General features: G+C 57.8%; 15 protein-coding genes and 1 other RNA gene. 7 read left to right on the top strand and 9 right to left on the bottom strand.

Features of this window, described 5'->3' with window-relative positions; genetic code table 11:
- The first annotated feature begins 63 nt into the window (after positions 1-63).
- The 4 genes from ssrS to rpiA all read left to right on the top strand — a co-directional run bounded on the left by ssrS (position 64) and on the right by rpiA (position 1,905).
- Positions 64-246: non-coding RNA, 6S RNA (gene ssrS, locus ABD806_RS00965), on the top strand.
- An 84-nt stretch (positions 247-330) separates the two neighbouring features.
- Positions 331-564, top strand: a complete 234-nt coding sequence (locus tag ABD806_RS00960; protein ID WP_344953743.1) for a VF530 family protein — start codon at positions 331-333, stop codon at positions 562-564.
- 34 nt (positions 565-598) lie between these two features.
- Positions 599-1,177, top strand: coding sequence for a 5-formyltetrahydrofolate cyclo-ligase (locus ABD806_RS00955; RefSeq protein WP_344953740.1), 579 nt, complete (start codon positions 599-601; stop codon positions 1,175-1,177).
- Between the two features lie 68 nt (positions 1,178-1,245).
- Complete coding sequence (gene rpiA, locus ABD806_RS00950; protein WP_344953737.1) at positions 1,246-1,905, top strand: ribose-5-phosphate isomerase RpiA; 660 nt, start codon at positions 1,246-1,248, stop codon at positions 1,903-1,905.
- Between the two features lie 207 nt (positions 1,906-2,112).
- Here rpiA and modC read toward each other — a convergent pair whose 3' ends face one another.
- The 3 genes from modC to modA are packed head-to-tail and all read right to left on the bottom strand — an operon-like array spanning position 2,113 to position 4,634.
- Entirely contained in the window at positions 2,113-3,177 is a 1,065-nt protein-coding gene (modC, locus tag ABD806_RS00945) for a molybdenum ABC transporter ATP-binding protein (RefSeq protein ID WP_344953734.1), read from the bottom strand.
- On the bottom strand, positions 3,174-3,857 hold the full coding sequence (gene modB / locus ABD806_RS00940) for a molybdate ABC transporter permease subunit (RefSeq protein WP_344953731.1): 684 nt from the start codon (positions 3,855-3,857) through the stop codon (positions 3,174-3,176). The genes modC and modB overlap by 4 nt, the downstream gene beginning before the upstream one ends.
- Before the next feature lie 9 nt (positions 3,858-3,866).
- Positions 3,867-4,634 (bottom strand): molybdate ABC transporter substrate-binding protein, encoded by a 768-nt coding sequence (gene modA, locus ABD806_RS00935; RefSeq protein WP_344953728.1) that lies wholly within the window; start codon positions 4,632-4,634, stop codon positions 3,867-3,869.
- A gap of 188 nt (positions 4,635-4,822) precedes the next feature.
- Between modA and ABD806_RS00930 the strand changes: the two genes are divergently transcribed.
- On the top strand, positions 4,823-5,608 hold the full coding sequence (locus ABD806_RS00930) for a TOBE domain-containing protein (RefSeq protein WP_344953726.1): 786 nt from the start codon (positions 4,823-4,825) through the stop codon (positions 5,606-5,608).
- Between the two features lie 15 nt (positions 5,609-5,623).
- Here ABD806_RS00930 and acnA read toward each other — a convergent pair whose 3' ends face one another.
- Positions 5,624-8,353 carry an aconitate hydratase AcnA gene (acnA, locus tag ABD806_RS00925; protein WP_344953723.1) on the bottom strand — a complete coding sequence of 910 codons (2,730 nt, stop codon included), beginning with the start codon at positions 8,351-8,353 and terminating at the stop codon, positions 5,624-5,626.
- 358 nt (positions 8,354-8,711) lie between these two features.
- Between acnA and rimK the strand changes: the two genes are divergently transcribed.
- Positions 8,712-9,614: a 30S ribosomal protein S6--L-glutamate ligase gene (rimK, locus tag ABD806_RS00920; protein WP_344953720.1), complete on the top strand. Its 903-nt coding sequence runs from the start codon at positions 8,712-8,714 to the stop codon at positions 9,612-9,614.
- Positions 9,614-10,633: a succinylglutamate desuccinylase/aspartoacylase family protein gene (locus ABD806_RS00915; protein ID WP_344953717.1), complete on the top strand. Its 1,020-nt coding sequence runs from the start codon at positions 9,614-9,616 to the stop codon at positions 10,631-10,633. The genes rimK and ABD806_RS00915 overlap by 1 nt, the downstream gene beginning before the upstream one ends.
- Before the next feature lie 72 nt (positions 10,634-10,705).
- On the opposite strand, the gene proX is transcribed toward ABD806_RS00915, so the two are convergent.
- The 5 genes from proX to ABD806_RS00890 all read right to left on the bottom strand — a co-directional run bounded on the left by proX (position 10,706) and on the right by ABD806_RS00890 (position 18,564).
- Entirely contained in the window at positions 10,706-11,728 is a 1,023-nt protein-coding gene (gene proX / locus ABD806_RS00910; RefSeq protein ID WP_344953714.1) for a glycine betaine/L-proline ABC transporter substrate-binding protein ProX, read from the bottom strand.
- 712 nt (positions 11,729-12,440) lie between these two features.
- A complete protein-coding gene (gene serA, locus ABD806_RS00905) occupies positions 12,441-13,670 on the bottom strand; it encodes a phosphoglycerate dehydrogenase (RefSeq protein WP_344953711.1) in 1,230 nt (409 codons plus the stop codon).
- Between the two features lie 147 nt (positions 13,671-13,817).
- Complete coding sequence (locus ABD806_RS00900) at positions 13,818-14,513, bottom strand: SIMPL domain-containing protein (RefSeq protein WP_344953708.1); 696 nt, start codon at positions 14,511-14,513, stop codon at positions 13,818-13,820.
- A gap of 55 nt (positions 14,514-14,568) precedes the next feature.
- Entirely contained in the window at positions 14,569-15,096 is a 528-nt protein-coding gene (locus tag ABD806_RS00895; protein WP_344953705.1) for a hypothetical protein, read from the bottom strand.
- 15 nt (positions 15,097-15,111) lie between these two features.
- Positions 15,112-18,564, bottom strand: a complete 3,453-nt coding sequence (locus tag ABD806_RS00890; RefSeq protein ID WP_344953703.1) for a retention module-containing protein — start codon at positions 18,562-18,564, stop codon at positions 15,112-15,114.
- Between the last annotated feature and the right edge of the window lie 88 nt (positions 18,565-18,652).

Raw genomic sequence — 18,652 nt, 5'->3', positions numbered from 1 at the left:
CTCAACGCTACACGCCGGGCACCATTTTAGTTAGACTGCCCGGGTAGAAGATTTATATACCCGTTTTCCCTGGGATGTTCGTCAGTAAGGTGGCGTCCCTGAGCCGATATCAACAGCACAGGAAAGCCGCGTTATCAACTATTGAGCATGCTCGGCCCGACCGAGACGCCTGCGGTTAATACCGGATTTCCGCCTTGAACCAACGGGTTCAAGGACTAACACCTGCAACGGCATCCTGGGGACCCCCACTCTTTATATCCTGTCGAATATTCCTGTTCTCGCCGGCGCAAGGCGGTACAATTGTGCCCAAACAATGACCCAGGAATCAGGATGCCTCCATCACAGCCCAATAATCCCCTGCATGGTATTACCCTTGAAGCCCTGCTCACCGAACTGGTGCAACGTTACGGCTGGCCCGAGCTGGCGCGCCGGGTCAATATCAATTGCTTCAAGTCGGATCCCAGCATCAAGTCCAGCCTGAAGTTCCTGCGTCGCACCCCCTGGGCCCGTAAAGAAGTGGAAGAACTCTACCTGCGACTCAAGAACAGCCCCTGGAACCGCTGACCTTATCCTGACCCATTTCACGAGAGCTAGATGGATGACAGACAGACTCACACTGCGCCGGCACATCCGCCACTGCCGTAACCAGCTGTCCACGCAGCAACAAAATGACGCCGCCCAGGCCGTAATCGACCATGTACGCCGGGCCGACCACCTCAGTTCGGCCCGGGCCGTGGCCCTCTATCTGGCCAACGACGGCGAGCTGGACCCTCACCCGCTGATCGAATGGTACTGGTCCCGGGGCTCCCGGGTGTACCTGCCGGTGCTGCATCCCTTCAGCCCGGGCCATCTGCTGTTTCTGCATTACACTCCGGACACCCCACTGCAAGCCAATCGCTTCGGCATTCCCGAACCCAGGCTCGATTCACGGCTGATCCTGCCCAAGTCTGAGCTCGAGCTTATCTTCACCCCGTTGGTGGCGTTTGATGCCCAAGGCAATCGCATGGGCATGGGCGGCGGTTTCTACGACAGAACCCTGGCCGGCTGGCGCAACGGGCCGGGACCACAGCCGGTGGGGCTGGCCCATAATTGTCAGCAGGTTGACTCAATACCGGTAGACAGCTGGGACGTGCCCCTGCCCGAGCTGATCACCCCAGGCCGACACTGGCGCTGGTAAGCTGGTAAAAGGCACATGCAAGGCGGTGGCCCTTTGCTATAATGCCGACAATTTTGCAGGAGACAGTCATGACACAAGATGAAATGAAGAAGGCGGCCGGCTGGGCCGCCCTGGATTATGTGACCCCGGGCACCATCGTCGGCGTCGGCACCGGCTCGACCGTTAACCATTTTATCGACGCTTTGGGGTCCATCAAAGACCAGATCAAAGGGGCAGTATCCAGCTCCGAGGCATCCAGCGCCCGCCTGCAGGCGTTGGAGATCCCGGTGTTCGATCTCAATGACATCCGTGAACTGGCGGTCTACGTGGATGGCGCCGACGAGATCGATGCATCCATGGCCATGATCAAGGGCGGGGGTGCGGCCCTCACCCGGGAAAAGATCGTCGCGGCGGTGGCCGACCGCTTTGTCTGTATCGTCGACGGCTCCAAGACCGTAGATGTACTGGGTACCTTCCCGTTGCCGGTTGAGGTTATCCCCATGGCGCGGGAATACGTGGCCCGCGAGCTGACCAAACTCGGCGGCAAGCCGGTGTATCGGGAAGGCGTGGTCACCGACAACGGCAACCATATCCTGGACGTGCACGGCTTGAAGATAGCCGATCCCAAGGCGCTGGAAACCCGTATCAATGCCATCGTCGGCGTAGTCACCAGCGGCCTGTTCGCCCACAGAGGCGCCGATGTGCTGCTGATTGGCTCTCCTGCCGGTGTGGTCCGCCAGGGCGTTTAAGCCCCATCATCCACACCAGCCGGGCCCAGACCCAAATGCTGTTCAGTTAAGGGGAGCCCTCATCTACCAAACCGACCGTTGGCGTCATGGATGACGCCGCCGAGCCCCCAGGGATGGGATTTCGGCGAATCGGCGTGTGGAGGAGGGCTCCCCTTTGCATCTTAAGTGAACGGCATTGGGCCTGGGCCCGGCTTTTTTATGGCCGCTTCAGGTCAGCAGGGCAACCGCCTTGATCAACGCGTAGACCTGCTGCCCCTCCGCCAAGCCGAGCAGTACCGCCGAATAGGCCGAGATTTCCGCCAGCAGCGGCTGGCCGTCGGCGAGCTTCCCCGCCACCAGTACCCTGCCCTCCCGTGCCGGATACACCCGGATGATGGTCAACGCCAGCTGGTTGAGAATGGACACATCGGGCAGGGGGTGCAGCGACAGGCTCACATCCGAGGCCAGGATCCGCAGCCGGGCCCGGGTAACGGGCTGGCGCAAAGGCTTTACCAGCCACAGGCAGAGGCCGTTGAAGGTGAAGGGGGTACGGCCATCGGGCAGGCTTTCGCCCACAGTCCCCTCTATGATACTGACCGCCCCTTCATCCACGAACAGGGGAGAGTCGGGCCGGGACAGGGCCTGCCGCAGGCTGTCGATATGGCGGATTTGGCCGTCCCGCATAAAGACGACCCGGTCGGCCAGCCGCTCCACCTCCTCCGGCGCATGGGTCACATAGAAGATGGGCACCCGGGTACGGGCGGCGAGGCCTTCGAGCAGCGGCAGTATCTCCCGCTTGGCCTGACGATCCAGGGCGGAAAGCGGTTCATCCAGCAGCAACAACCTCGGGCTGGTCAGCAGCGCCCGGCCTATGGCTACCCGTTGCCGCTGGCCGCCGGACAGCTCACTCGCCCTGTGTTTCAGCAAGGGAGCCAGTCCCAGCCAGTCGATCACATCCGCCTGCGCCACCGTGCGGGCAGCGGGCGGCAGCCGTTTCCAGCCGTACTCCAGGTTACCCTGGACCGACAGATGCGCGAACAGGCTGGCCTCCTGGAACACATAGCCGAGCTCTCTTTTGTATGTTGGCATAAAATAGCCATCATCCTGCCAGCACTGCTCGCCCAGGCGGAGCCGGCCCCGGCACCGTTCCAGCCCGGCCATGGCCCGCAACAGGCTGGTTTTGCCGCACCCAGAAGGACCGAACAACGCCGTCACCCCCTCAAGCGGCAGTTCCATATCGACATCCAGCACAAAGTTGCGGCGCTGCAGATAGAAAGCGGCCTGAATGGTCATGGATGCACCACCGAGAAGCGCCGGTTAAGCATGTAGACCGCCATCAGTATGCTGAAGGACAGCGCCAGTAGCATGCCCGACAACAGGTGGGCCTCGACATATTGCAGGGTTTCCACATGGTCGTAGATGGCAATCGAAATGACCTGGGTCAGTCCGGGGATATTACCTCCTATCATCAGCACCACGCCGAACTCCCCTAGGGTATGGGCAAAACCCAGCACGATGGCAGTCAGGAAACCATTGCGGGCCAGCGGTATGACCACGGTAAAGAAGCAGTCCAGCTTTGAGGCGCGCAGGGTGGCCGCGACCTCCAGCGGCCGCCGCCCGATGGTGGTAAAGGCCCCCTGCAGCGGCTGCACCACAAACGGCAGGGAATAGCATGCCGAGCCGATCACCAAACCGGTGAAGGTAAAGGCCAGAGAGCCGCTACCCAGGGCCTGGGACAAGGCGCCAAGAGGGCCATTCGGACCCAGCGCCAGCAGCAGGTAGAAGCCCAGGACGGTAGGCGGCAGCACCAGGGGTAAGGCCACCATAGCCTCGATGACGGTTTTGAAACGGCAGCGGCTCTGGCTCAACCACCAGGCCAGTGGTGTACCCAGCACCAGCAACAGCAGCACGGTCACGCCGGCCAGCCGCAAGGTCAGCCACAGCGCCGCCATGTCCTGGGGGGAAAACGACATGCTCCCCCCTTACTCATGCCGGGAAAGCAGGGGGCTATCCCCGGCCACATCATAACCGTAGGATTCAATCAAGGCGATGGCATCGGGGCTGCGCACATACTCGATCAGGGCACGGGCCGCGGCGGAGTCCTGCAATAACACCGCCTGCTGAATGATGGGCGAATAGAAGTCATCGGGCACTTGCCAATAGGAGCCGTCGTCGAATTCTCCGCCCCGGAACACCTGGGCCTTGGCCACAAAACCAAGCTGGGCATTGCGGCTGTAAACATACTGATAGGCCTGGCCGATATTCTCGCCGCGCACCATCCGGCCCTGCAGCTCGTCCCACAGCCCCAGCTTTTCCAGTACCTCCTGGGCCGCCCGCCCATAGGGGGCCGTCGCCGGGTTGGCGATGGACAGGAAACGGAACCGCTGCCCTTTCAGCACCGTCAGGTTGTCGTCGATATAGCCGGCATCAGGACTCCATAGCACCAGTTTGCCCAGGGCATAGGTAAAGCGGCTGGCCGGCACAGCGATGCCTTCCTGCTCCAGCAGCAGGGGGCGCTGTTCATCGGCGGCAAAGAACAGATCGAAAGGCGCCTCATTCTTGATCTGGGCATAGAGTTTGCCGGTCGCTCCCGAGGACAGGACAACCTTGTGGCCGCTTTGCTGTTCGAAGGCCTTGACCAGCTGCTTCATTACCTCGATAAAGTTGGTCGCCACCGCGACCCTGAGCTCATCCGCCGCCAACGGGACGGAGAAAACCAGCAGGCAGCTCAGCAGGAATATTTTTTTCATGTGAAGGCTCGTCCTTAAGGCTTGTGTATTTAGTTATATAACGATAGCGGCGGGCCTTACCCGCCAGTAATGCTGACACCCTATCGCTATATATAAAAAAATACAACGATTGATGACGGGTCCATTGCCATTTGTACTGGCCGCCCAGTCGCGCCACAATAGGCGCTGTTTCTCAGAGGACCCTTCCGATGGATCTGGACATACTGCTCAGCCTCAACCGCCGGGACACCTTGTTCGTTAACCCCAAGCGTATCCGCCTGCTGGAGCAGATCCGGGAGCATGGTTCGATCAGCCAGGGAGCCCGGGCCGCGGGTATCAGCTACAAATCCGCCTGGGATGCGATAAAAGCCATGAACGAGCTGGCGGAGCAGCCGGTGGTAAGCAGCGAAACCGGCGGCAAGGGCGGCGGCGGCGCCGAACTCACTCCCTACGGCCTGCGCCTGCTGAAAATATACGATTTACTAGGCCAAATTGAACGCATGGCGGTCACCGCCCTGCAGGATGACAACGCCTCGCTCGACAGCCTACTGGCGGTGGTCGCCCGCTTTTCGCTGCAGACCAGTGCCCGCAACCAGTTTTTTACCCGGGTTGTCAGCCTGGATCCCACCGACATCAGCCGCAAGGTCACCCTGAGCATGGCCGGAGGCGTCCCCCTCTATGCGGACATTACCGAGTCCAGTTGCCGGCGGCTCAAGCTTGAACCGGGCAAGGAGGTGCTGGCGCTGATCAAGGCGCCCTGGATAGGGCTCACCGGCCAACCGACGCCGGCTGTCGGTGACAACCAACTGGCGGGGACCATCACCGACATCATCCCGGGCGAGGAGTTTGATGAATACCTGTTGCGCTTGGAACAGGGGGAAAACCTCTGTGCCCTGCTGACCAAGGAAACCAGCGCCAGCCTGCGAATTAAGCGGGGCGAGCGAGCCTGGGCCCGGTTCGCCCCCTCCCAGGTGATACTGGCCACCCTGAACTGATTAGGGTGTGTCCCGTTACTCCAGCATACCCCGGATCACATAATGCAGTATGCCGCCGTGCCGGTAGTAGCTCAGCTCGTTGCCGGTATCAATACGGCAACGGGCCCGGATGGTATTTTTGTTACCCTCGGCTCCGACAATCTGGACCGCCAGCAGCTTGCCCGGCTCCAGCTCATCCAGACCGGTAATGCTGATCAGCTCATCACCTTTCAATCCCAGGATGCTGGCACTGTCACCGCGGGTAAACTCCAGCGGCACCACCCCCATGCCGATCAGGTTGGATCTGTGAATGCGTTCGAAGGATTCGGCCAGTACCGCGCGCACCCCCAGCAGGCGGGTGCCCTTCGCCGCCCAGTCGCGGCTGGAACCGGTGCCGTATTCCTTGCCGGCCACCACCACCAGCGGCACTCCCTGCCGCTGGTAGCGCATGGCCGCATCATAGATGGACAGCTGCTCCCCGCTGGGATAATGGCGGGTCTCCCCGCCTTCAACCCCATCCAACATCAGGTTGCGGATGCGGATATTGGCAAAGGTGCCGCGCATCATCACCTCATGGTTGCCGCGGCGGGAACCGTAGGAATTGAAATCCCCGATCGCCACCCCCAGCGACTGCAGATAGTGGCCGGCCGGGCTGTCGGCCTTGATGTTGCCGGCCGGGGAAATATGATCTGTGGTGACCGAATCACCGAGCAACGCCAGCAGACGGGCATCCTTAATGTCCTCTATCGCCTCGGGCTGCTTGCCCATCTCGCTGAAGAAAGGCGGATGCCGGATATAGCTGGAGTCCTGCTGCCAGGCATAGGTGCTGGACGAAGGCACGCTGATCCCCCGCCAGCGGGCGTCGCCGTCGAAAATGGCGGCATATTCCTTGCTGAACATCTCGCTCTGTACCTGGGCCACCGCCCGGTTGATCTCGCCCTGGCTCGGCCAGATATCCTTGAGGTAGACGGGCTTGCCCTGCTGGTCCGTGCCCAGGGGATCCCGGGTCAGATCCACACTCATGTTACCGGCCAGGGCATAGGCCACCACCAGCGGCGGTGACGCCAGCCAGTTGGTTTGCACCAGGGGGTGGATCCTGCCCTCGAAGTTGCGGTTGCCCGACAACACGGCCGCCACCGTCACCTGCTCTTCATTGATGGCCGCTTCTATCGGTGCGGGCAGCGGACCCGAGTTGCCGATACAGGTGGTGCAGCCATAGCCGACCAGGTAGAAGCCCAGTTGCTCCAGGTAGGGCATCAAGCCGGCTTTGGTTAAATAATCGGTGACGACCTTGGAGCCGGGTGCCAGCGAACTCTTGACCCAGGGTGCCCGGGTCAGGCCTTTTTCCACCGCCGCCTTGGCCAGCAGGCCCGCAGCCATCAGCACGCTGGGATTGGAGGTATTGGTGCAGGAGGTAATGGCGGCGATCACCACGGCCCCCTCCTCCAAATGGTGATGCTCGCCGTCCAGCTCGAAGCGTACACCCTTGACCGCATTCTCGGCGCCGATGGCTGTCTGGCCCCCCTCCTCATCGAGGTGTTCCTCCTGCAGCTGATCCGGCTGCCTGCCGTCCTGGCCCATGGCCAGTTCGAAGGCGGCGGGCACCTTGGCCAGGGCCACCTTGTCCTGGGGCCGTTTCGGCCCCGCCAGGCAGGCCACCACCTCATCCATATCGAGCTCCAGGGTGCCGGTAAAGACCGGCTCATCGCCTCGATTTCGCCATAGTCCCTGGGCCTTGGCATAAGCTTCCACCAGCGCCAGCTGCTGCGGCTCGCGGCCGGTGAGCGCCATATAGCGCAGGGTTTCCTCATCTATCGGGAAAAATCCACAGGTGGCGCCATATTCCGGTGCCATATTGGCGATGGTCGCCCGATCAGCCAATGGCAGATCGGCCAGGCCGTCACCATAGAATTCCACGAACTTGCCCACCACCCCATACTCACGCAGCATCTGCACCACGGTCAGCACCAGATCGGTGGCGGTAATGCCTTCCCGCAACTTGCCGGTCAGTTTAAAGCCCACCACCTCGGGGATCAGCATGGACACCGGCTGACCGAGCATGGCCGCCTCCGCCTCTATGCCGCCAACCCCCCAGCCGAGCACGCCCAGGGCGTTGATCATGGTGGTGTGGGAGTCGGTGCCCACCAGGGTATCGGGACAGGCGACGGTGAGGCCATCCTGTTGCTGTTGCCAGACCGCCTGGCCCAGGTATTCCAGGTTAACCTGATGGCAGATGCCGGTGCCCGGTGGCACCACCCGGAAATTGGCAAAGGTTTGCTGGCCCCAGCGCAGGAAGGCGTAACGCTCCTGGTTACGGGCCATTTCCATATCCACATTGGTGGCAAAGGAGTCTTTACTGGCGAAGGCATCCACCATCACCGAGTGGTCAATCACCAAATCCACCGCCGACAAGGGGTTGACCCGCTCCACCTCCCCTCCCAGGCGTTTGACCGCATCGCGCATGGCGGCCAGATCCACCACCGCCGGCACACCGGTAAAGTCCTGCATCAGCACCCGTACCGGGCGGAAGGCGATTTCCCGCTCCGTCCGGCCGGCCTTCAACCAGTCATGCATGGCCTGGATATCGGCCATCACCACGCCGTCATTATCCAGGTTGCGCAACAGGTTTTCGGTCAACACCTTGAGGGATTTGGGCAGCCGGCTCAGCGCCTGCTGGTCCGGTAATCGTTGCAGGCTGAAATAGCGGTAGTGCTGATCACCGACGGTGAGGATATCACTGAAGGGACTATTGACTGGGGAAGACATGAGATTCCTCCTGTATCGTGGGCGTTGGACTTACAAACAAACCACCGGCTCGTTGCAAGCCCTGAGATCAACTATTTAGGCATAGATACACGCACAAGGAAAGCCATTGGCTAAACATTGTCCGGCCGACTCCCCCACCTCGGCACCGGCTGGTCGAGCATCGGTCACTGCGGCTAGCGCCGGCCATGACCCTCTGGCCAATACCTTTGCACTACGCTTAAGGGTAACGGATTAAATTTTTTGACTTCACGGCGGGTTTTTCTCGTTGGTGAAACGACGCTATATCCAGTAGATAGTGTGCCTTTTCACAGACATAGCCTAAAACAGGCCGATAGAATCAGAGAGCCGAACCAGTATCATGAAAATTGCCATTCTTTCCCGCAACGCATCCCTTTACTCCACCCGCCGCTTACAAGAAGCGGCCGAACGACGGGGTCATGAGGTCAGGATATTGGATGTATTGAAATGCTACATGAACATCAATGCCAGCAGGCCGTCGATCCACTACCAGGGCGAGGAGCTGGAACAGTTTGATGCGATCATCCCCCGCATCGGCGCCTCGGTCACCTTTTATGGCTGCTCCGTGCTACGCCAGCTGGAAATGATGGATTGTTATACCCTCAATCGCTCCGCCGCCATCAGCCGTGCCCGTGACAAACTGCGCTCCCTGCAACTGCTGTCCGGAAAGGGCGTGGGCATGCCGATCACCGGCTTTGCCTGTAAACCGGGCGATGTACCGGACTTGATCAACATGGTGGGCGGTGCCCCGCTGGTCATTAAGTTGCTGGAAGGCACCCAGGGCATAGGTGTGGTGCTGGCCGAAACCCGTAAAGCGGCGGAAAGCGTGCTCGAGGCCTTTATGGGCCTGAAAGCCAATATCATGGTGCAGGAATTTATCGATGAGGCCAAGGGCGCCGATATCCGCTGTTTCGTACTGGGCGACAAGGTGATCGCCGCCATGAAACGACAGGCGAAGGAAGGTGAGTTTCGCTCCAACCTGCATCGGGGGGGCAAGGCCCAACTGATCAGGATCAGCCCGGAAGAACGTAAAACGGCCATCGCCTCAGCCAAGGCCATGGGCCTGAGCGTGGCTGGCGTTGATATGCTGCGCTCCAAGCGGGGCCCGCTGGTCATGGAGGTCAACTCCTCCCCCGGCCTCGAAGGCATTGAAGTTGCCACCGGCAAAGATGTGGCCGATCTGCTTATCCAGCACATAGAAAGCCATCATCACAAAAAAACCAAAACCTGGGAGCGTGGTTGATGGTGCAGGCCTTTGAAATTGCCAATACCCATACCCCCCCGGGCTCGCGTCAGATCATGCAGCTGGCCCTGGCACAGCTCTACACCCAATCCCCCCTGACGGTGCCGGTGGAGGTGGTACACGGTAAACAGCCGGGGCCCGTGTTGTTGATCTGTGCCGCCCTCCACGGCGATGAGCTCAACGGCATCGAAGTGGTCAATCAGGTGCTGGCCAAGATCAACCCGGTGCGGCTAAGGGGCACAGTGGTGGCCGTGCCGGTCGTCAATGTCTTCGGTTTTATCCATAAGTCCCGTTACCTGCCGGACCGGCGTGACCTCAACCGTTGCTTTCCCGGCTCGGAAAAAGGTTCGTTAGGCTCCAGGGTGGCCCATTTTTTTATCGATGAAGTGGTCAGCAAGTGCACCCACATCATCGATCTGCATACCGGAGCCATACACAGGGCCAACCTGCCCCAGGTACGGGCCAAACTGGACTGCGAGATCACCCGTCAGATGGCCGAGGCGTTCGGGGCCCCCGTGATACTCGACGCCAGCATACGCGACGGCTCACTCAGGGCGGTGGCAGAAGGCCGGGGGCAGCCGGTTATTCTCTATGAAGCGGGCGAGGCGCTGCGTTTTGATCCCCTGGCGATCAAGGCCGGTGTCCGGGGTATCCTCAATGTGATGCGCCGCCTGGAAATGATCAAGAGCCAGGTCACCAAGGCCCGCTCTGTGCCCATGATTGCCAAGTCCAGCAGCTGGATCCGGGCCGAGCAGGATGGACTATTGCAGCTTAAGACAAAACTGGGGGAGCGGGTGGTAAAAGGCCAGTGCCTTGGTACCATCAACGCACCTTTAGGCGTGGCCCATTGTGAAGTGATCGCCCCCAAGGCCGGCATAGTGATCGGCTGCCTGACCATGCCTTTGGTGAACGAAGGCGACGCCGTCCTCCATATCGCCACCTTCGACGAAGTGAAACAGGCGGAGCTGAGTGTCGAGCGTTTTGTCGACGAGCTGGATATCCGTCCGGAAGCGATATAACCGGTTCAGGCCGGAGCCTGCAGGGCTCCGCCACCGTGGTGGCGGATACCGAGACGCCTCTTAAATACCCACTCAGTTGATGGTCGCCCGTGCCTGCTCCAGCCAGCCATCGAAGGTGTCCCGGTTGGCCGAAATCCACTCCTGGGCATGGCGCTTAATATCCGCAGGAGAAACTTCGCCTTGCTTTACCTTCAGATTCTGCGCGCTCTCCTCCCCGGCAGAGAGCTGAACCAATGACAGAAAGGTTTTCGCCGCCGGATTCTGTGCGGCAAAATCACGCCCCATCACCGCCATGACCTTGTCGATGGCAAAGCCCAGGTTTTTCCCCTCGAAGGTGGTGTTCACCCCCTTGTTGCCATCCGGCAGACTGCTGTAGGGCACTTCCAGCCATTGTACATCCTGGCCCGGTACCAGTACGCCGGAAATCCACTGCGGAACCCAGGTGAAATAGAGGATGGGCTTACCGGCCTGGTAGCGGGAAATGGTATCCGCCATCAGTGCAAAATAAGGGCCTCTATGGTGGCTGACGGTCTTATCCAGCCCGTAGCTGGCGATATGATGATTGATAACCGGTTCGCAACCCCACCCCGGATTACAACCGCTCAGATCCGCCTTGCCGTCGCCATCGATGTCGAACAGCCGGGCGATTTCCGGTTTTTTCAGATCGTCCAGCGAACGGATGTCGTAATCGTCCGCGGTTTTTTTGTCAATCAGATACCCCTGCAACACCCCTGGGATAACCTCACCCACTTTGACCAGTTTGGCGTCACCACCGGCTTTCTGATAGAAGCCGTCGTGCAGGATATCCCACAGATGTACACTGAAATCCGCCTCGTCAAATGCCATGGCCAGCATAAGGGTGGCATATTCGGTTTCCTTCGGCTCTGCAACCTGGTAACCCAGCTCCTGCAGACCAGCCATGGCTATTTCACCACGAAATCTTTCTTCAACCACAGAAGAGAAAATCGGCCTGATTAAGGTTCCGTTGCCCGGTTGACTGGTCGCATTGGCGCCGTTGGCCAGGGACAGCGTGAGTAAAGATATTGCGCCCAGCGCCCGGACTTTCGTCGATAAAGATTTGATACCTAACTGCATCCTTGCATGTTCCTTATGAGGTTGCCTTCCATGGTGTGGTGCTGAATAGCGGCCCATCACCATCATATTTGAGACCATCGTGAGTCCCGTTCAACGGCTATAGTTTCTTATTGAATGACTCATGGGTTATACGCCAGCGACCTGTGGTTAATCAGCCACGACACATGCTTGAAATCAATCTGGCATCATCATGCCACCAGTAACGAACGAATAAACAGCTGTTCCGAATAGTAGGTCACTCGAGACAACAACCGGGTATCGCTAAGCAGACCCTCTGCGCCAGGGCCGGAAAATGCTCCTGCCGTTCCGGCATTTCAGTCAACCATGATGGTCAGATGGCGTAGCGGAGCCCACATGGGGCGAGCTTGCTCGCCGTGACGAGGTGTTTTAATCCAACCGAACATCCAGTGAATGTTCGCTGTGGGTTGAAACATCGAGTGGCGTGTCTGCGTGTGCTACTCGATTGATGTAGCAGTATTAGGAACAGTTATTTAGGAGAGGTAACAACCTTATCGGTAACGGGGAAATCTATCTGGCCGAGACAAACTGTTCCAGCCTGGCCCAGGTAGCCGTGAGCGTCGGCCATGCGGCCACAGTGAAGATTTTGAGGCAACGTCTCGGCAAGGATTGCCTGTTCGCAACCATTACCCTGTAGGAAGGGAACTACCAGAGCAGGTATGAAGGGGCTTTCGCCCCTTCCATTAAGCAATGCTCAGTGCAGGATCCGGGCCCGGATGGTGCCGCTGATGGCCTTCAATTTGGCCAGCGCCTGTTCACTTTGCGCCGTTTCCACATCGATCACCACATAGCCAATCTTGGGCGTGGTTTGCAGGTACTGGGCGGCGATGTTGATATTGTCACCGGCGAACGCCTGGGCAATCTGGCTCAGCACACCCGGCTTGTTATGGTGAATGTGTAGCAGGCGGCTGGTGCCGGAATGCTCAGGCAACGACACCTCGGGGAAATTAACCGCCGACAGGGTAGAACCGTTGTCGGAATACTTGATCAACTTGCCGGCCACCTCATAGCCGATATTCTCCTGGGCTTCCTGGGTTGAGCCACCGATATGGGGAGTCAGGATGACATTGTCAAAGGCCCGCAGCGGAGAGACAAACTCTTCGTCGTTAGACTTGGGCTCAACCGGGAACACATCGATGGCGGCACCGGCAATATGCTTGCTGACCAGGGACTCGGTCAGGGCGTCGATGTCGATGACTGTCCCTCGGGAGGCGTTGATCAGGATCGCGCCCGGCTTCATCATGGCCAGTTCGGCGGCACCAAACATGTTTTTGGTCTGCGGGGTCTCGGGCACATGCAGGGACACCACATCGGACATATTCAGCAACTCTTCCAGGCTGGCTATCTGGGTAGCGTTACCCAGAGACAGTTTGTTCTCGATATCGTAGTAGAACACCTGCATGCCGATACCTTCGGCGATAATGCCCAATTGGGTGCCGATATGGCCATAGCCGATAATACCCAGCTTCTTGCCGCGGGCCTCGAAAGAGTGAGTAGCGGTTTTTTGCCAGATGCCGCGATGGGCCAGGGCGTTACGCTCGGGAATGCCGCGCAACAACAGCAGCAACTGACCCAATACCAGTTCCGCTACACTGCGGGTGTTGGAGAAGGGGGCGTTAAACACCGGGATACCACGTATTTCGGCGGCTTCGAGGTCTACCTGGTTAGTACCTATGCAAAAACAACCTATAGCGACCAATTTCTCGGCAGCGTCCAGCACCGAATCGGTCAGCTGGGTACGGGAGCGGATCCCGACAAAGTGCACATCCTTGATCCGCTCTTTCAGATCAGCATCACTCAGGGATGTTTTTATATAGTCGATATTGCTGTAACCAGCCTGTTTGAAAGACTCAACTGTTCCAGGATGAACACCTTCCAGCAACAAAACCTTTATTTTATCCTTTTCTAAAGAATAACTAGCCATTACCTGATCCTTTATGACAACTGCGAGACTAGATATAAAGTATCAAAAACGGCGGCTTTAGGAAATTTTTGTGGTTAAACTCAAGTTTTTTTAAGTTATAAATTTTTTTTTAACGGCTGCCGCCGGAGACAAGTCGGAAAAAACGCCTTAGTTGAGTTGAAAAACCACCTGCACATTGTCCTTAAAATGAATTTCATTCTGTACATAACTGGTATCGGCGCTATCCGCCATCGCCATCTTGGCAACGCCATAATGCCGAGGCAGGGAGGGAGATGGGTTTTGATATTCAATGGCATAAACATCCCCAAGCTCATGATCAAAACCCGCCGCCAATTCGGTGGCGATGGCTTTCGCATGCTCTATCGCCGCCGCCCTGGCCTGCTGCTGGTAACCTTTGGCGTCCCGGGAACCATAGGTAATCTGCTGGATGTTCTGTACCCCATGCTCCAATACCAGATCCAGAACCTGGCTTAAATGTTCCAGCTGGTACAAGCGGATAGTGATATTGCGTTCGGCCAGATAACCGTTCAGTTCCGGTTTCCCCTCCCTGGGGTAGTGATAATCCGGACGAGTCACCAGATTACCTCCGTCCACATCCTCCTTGTTAATACCGAGCGCACTTAAACCACTGAACAAGGCCGCGACCTTGGTATCCACCTCTTCTTTCGCGGTACGGCTGTCTTCTTTTACGGCGGTCACCGCCACCGACAAGGTTGCCATATCGGGGGCGACCTTGATTTCCGCCTCGCCCTGCGTTACCAGATGGGGGGCATCCGGTACACTGATGGCAAAGCCGGCGGAACTGAACAACAGGGGTAAGAGGGCAAGTTTAAATGAACGCATGGTGTTTTCCCGTGATAGAAGGTGGCGAGATAAGACCTGAAAGACACCAATAGCTTCATTCATAATGGGAGTAAAAGTCCAGCCAGCTGATAACATCATTGATCACCTCATCACCCAAAGGCGGTGGCTCGTGACCATAGTCCAGCAAGGCGAGCAGCGGCTTTTCCTCCCCTAATAAATCGTCCAGGGGATCCGCGACCACCACGTCAAGAACTGACTCTATGTTCAAGTTATCCTGTTCAAACAGGGCGTGTACGTCACCGAGGATGTCATGTGCCGAAACTAAGCCCCCCAAAGGGACAAGGTCTCCGTTATCGTCAATCAATCGGATATCATCAGGGTCCGGATCACCATGGTAAGACCAGCTCTGACGCTCGAAGTCGATCGAAAAAAACCCGGCTACCTCGCCATCTTCATCCAGGATTTCAATTCGCTCCAGTTGGGGGCCGGCCAGTCGCCAATCACTCCCAAGACCGGCCTGCACCCATATATCCTGACCATCCCAACGATAATCTACCCCCTGAAGCTGTACCACACTGATCCTGGCCATGTTATCTGCTCCGAAGACAAGCAGGGCAGCCATCTGGCTGCCCTCGGCTTACTTATCGATGATCAATGATTGATCTTCCTGCATCAGTTGCAGTAGATGCGCACTGTCGGTAGCGCCATACATACTCATCAGGTCCACTCCCTGCAGCTGTATCTGCTGCTGTTGACTCCCATCTCCGTTAGGAGACAGGGTAAGCAGGGTATCATTGCCACTCAAGGTGACACTGATATAATCGGTAATGACCCCGTTTTGTTCGCCGACCAGGAGATCGCGCAGATCCAGGATGTCTACGCCTTTTTCAAAATCGCTGATGATATTGAGGGAGCCGGCCTGGGCCTGATTAAAGACCAGGATGTCGGCCCCCTCGCCCCCGGTCAGTATATTATTACCCAGCCCGCCGATCAGGATATCGTCTCCACCCCCTCCCTGCAGCAGATCATCGCCATCCCCGCCTACCAGCACATCGTTTTCACCGCCACCAATCAAGATATCATTGCCGCCCATGCCCTGAATGTAAGCCTTGCTGCTGACCGATGCATGGAGTTCATCACTGCCGATAGTACCGGCCAGGTGCTGGGTATTACCATCAATCACTATGCTAAACCGGCTGGAGACGCTGTCACCCGCACAATCGATGGTGGTGACATCAAATTCCAGCAGCTGGTCATCGGGCAGAAGGCTAACCGAAGTGTCGGTGCTATAGAGGCGGACATCATCGCCGCCGAGGTGCTTGATTTGAACGGCGTAGAAACCATCCACATTCTGGATGATGCCGGCATCTATGGTAATGGAGCCAAGGCCTCCCCCTTCTGCATTCACTGTCTGCTGGAAGTCATGCAGCACGACCCCGGCGGCAGAAAGTAATAAAAACTGCATATTGGCACTGGAGCCGTTGCCGCCGAACTTAAAGGACAGGGTCAGCTTGTCAATTTCCTTTTGCAGGGTCGGGTGGGTAGCGGTTTTTGCGTCTTTATCTCCCTGGAAAAACTCGAGCTTTAATGTTTCACCACTATCGAACAGGTTACTGCCCACGCCTATGCCCTGCTGACTGGGATTGACCTTACCGCTGCCGCTGAAACGAATATCGGTGGTAAGATCTGTCTCTAATATCTGCTCTGCCCATAGCTCTTCGAAACTACCGGGCAGTTGCTCATTGAAAAACAACGACTCTGTCATCACCGGATGGGGGGTGACCAGGTTAAAGTCATAGCTGCCGTCGACGTTCATATCCAAGGTAAAGAAAATGGCATCGTCATCGCCTATCACGCCGTCATGATCCCTGTCGATATGGGCCGTCAGTCTTTCTCCCAGATAGCTTTCATCGCTATATCTGTCCTGCCGTTCAAGAATAATACCTTCCAGTCCGGTCAGCAGTGACAGGTTGATACCCCCATCGACACCATCTATGTCGAGCAACAGGCCGGCCGCACCGGCCGTATAGTGCCAGTGTCCCAGGAAAGAGGCAGCCGCATTGGCCACACTCAGACTGTCCACCGAATGCGTGATGGGAGGACAATGATGGTGCCCGCCGTTATCATCAGGGTCACCACCGGGAGGAGGTTCGTGCCCACCGTTATCACCGGGATCACCACCGGGAGGAGGTGTATCGCCGTCCTTATCCTTGATGGTTATTTCTAGCCTGGCGCTGCTGGTATCGCCATCTTGATCTGCCATGGTGTAGACGAATGTTTCGGTGGTATCTTCATCGACATCGCCCGGGCCACTGTAGCTGAACGCACCGTCGCGCCCTATGGTCAGAGTGCCGCCGTTTTCGGTGATCACGTCGACCGTGCCCGACTCGGGAACCGCGTAGGTAACGAGGAAAGTACCGTCACCCTGTCCCTCAACGGTAACACCAGCCTGCCCCTCATAGTCAGAGGGATCCTTGACCACTATGGCAACGGAGATCACCCCTTTAAAACCATCCGCACCGGACACATCATTGTCCAGCACATTACCGGAAAGCTGAGTGGGAGTGGGCACCGTATCCTGCAAGGCATCGTCCAGCTCAAAGGGGTCATTGATAACCAGTGTGGTGTCACCGCTGTTGCCAACCTTATCCAGCTCCGCGACCGCGGATTCGGGGATGCTGATCCCTACGGCGATAACATCGATGCCATTGGCATCGACAAATACCTGCCAGCCGGCGGGCGCCGAGCCTTCGTTGGGGAAGCCGTCGGACAGGAAATACACCTTGTGCTCATAACCCGGCAGGCTGTCAAGCTGTTGATCCAGAATAGCCTGAGCATCTTCCAGGGGATCGGTATAATTGGTCGTGCCCCCGGCCGTTAATGAATTTATATGGGCAATGGCCTGCTCGGCAGTCATATTCACCACCGTGTTTTTTACCGAGCCGCCGAAATCAATCACGGTGATATTCAGTTCTGTGGTAATTCCCTGGTAGCTGTTGATCAGGTTGATCAGGGCTTCCTTGGCCAACTCAAGTCGGTTCGGTGAACCATTGACCCCCGTCTCACCCGGAATGCCGGGACCTCCGATGATCCAGCCCATACTGCCCGAGGTATCGATCACCAATACCAAGTTACAATTGGGCAGCCCGGTTTCGTTGACTTGGAAACTATCGTCGTTGGCGACGGGACCGTCATCTAAAATATTAACCGTCATGCCCGCCGAGGCCTGGTCACCGTCATCGTCCGTGACCCGCACTTCAAACAAATCCTTGAGGATATCGTCCTCGCCTACTTTATCGATACCGGGATGATCCGCTGGCCCGTTCAGCTCATAACGCCATTGATAGACCCCATCGACCAGGGTTACCTCCAGGGTGCCGTACTGACCGGCAACCTGTCCGCCTCCGGTCACATCGACCCACTCGCCATTGGCCAACCTGATCTCGAGCTTAGCCAGCTTATCCGTGCCAGTATCGATATCAAAACGGCCGGTCGCACACTCATTGTCGCTGGCGGCATTGCTCCCCCCGGGCAAGGCGCTTTCCTCCACAAAGGTGCCGCCGTCAGGGAGTTGAGGTTGGCCACCTGACGGGGTCGGGGAAGGATCGAAAATGATCACCAGCTCCGGAATAGAGTCGCTTTCTTCCGGCTGGATCAGATCAATATTATCGAACAGAATGGGGTTGAAATTGGTATCAAAGCCGGCCACCGGCTGGGTAAAACCACCAATCCGGTCGATCGCGATAAACCCACCATTACCACTGCCCTGTCCGACAGGACCATCGGTCCCCTGGCCAGCAGCGGGCGCCGCAAACAGCTCGGTCGGATCAAACCCGGCCAGTATCGCCGCCTGCAACTCACTGATCTCGCCGAGCGGGGTCGGGCTATCGGCGATGGGCGGAGCCTCGGCCACCCCATCTGCAACGGGAATATACTCGACCTGGGTGTTGGTATCGACCAGCAACACAGTCCCCGCCGGCAATATCTGCCCTTGCTTGACCGGTTGCTGAGTACCGTCTTGCAACACAATGTAGGCAGCCCCCTCCAGGCTGGAGATCCGTACTGGGGCATTAATAGTGATAGTTTCCATGGCATTCCCCTTCGCCTTAACTGTTCCTTTTACTAAAGCTTAGGGGTGGGGGTTAGAATCATCACGTACAAAAAATAGGCTAAAGCTG

Origin of the sequence: Zobellella aerophila (assembly GCF_039539325.1) — a bacterium.
GTDB classification, from domain to species: Bacteria; Pseudomonadota; Gammaproteobacteria; order Enterobacterales; family Aeromonadaceae; genus Oceanimonas; species Oceanimonas aerophila.
This window is presented reverse-complemented; position numbering and strand designations above follow the sequence as displayed.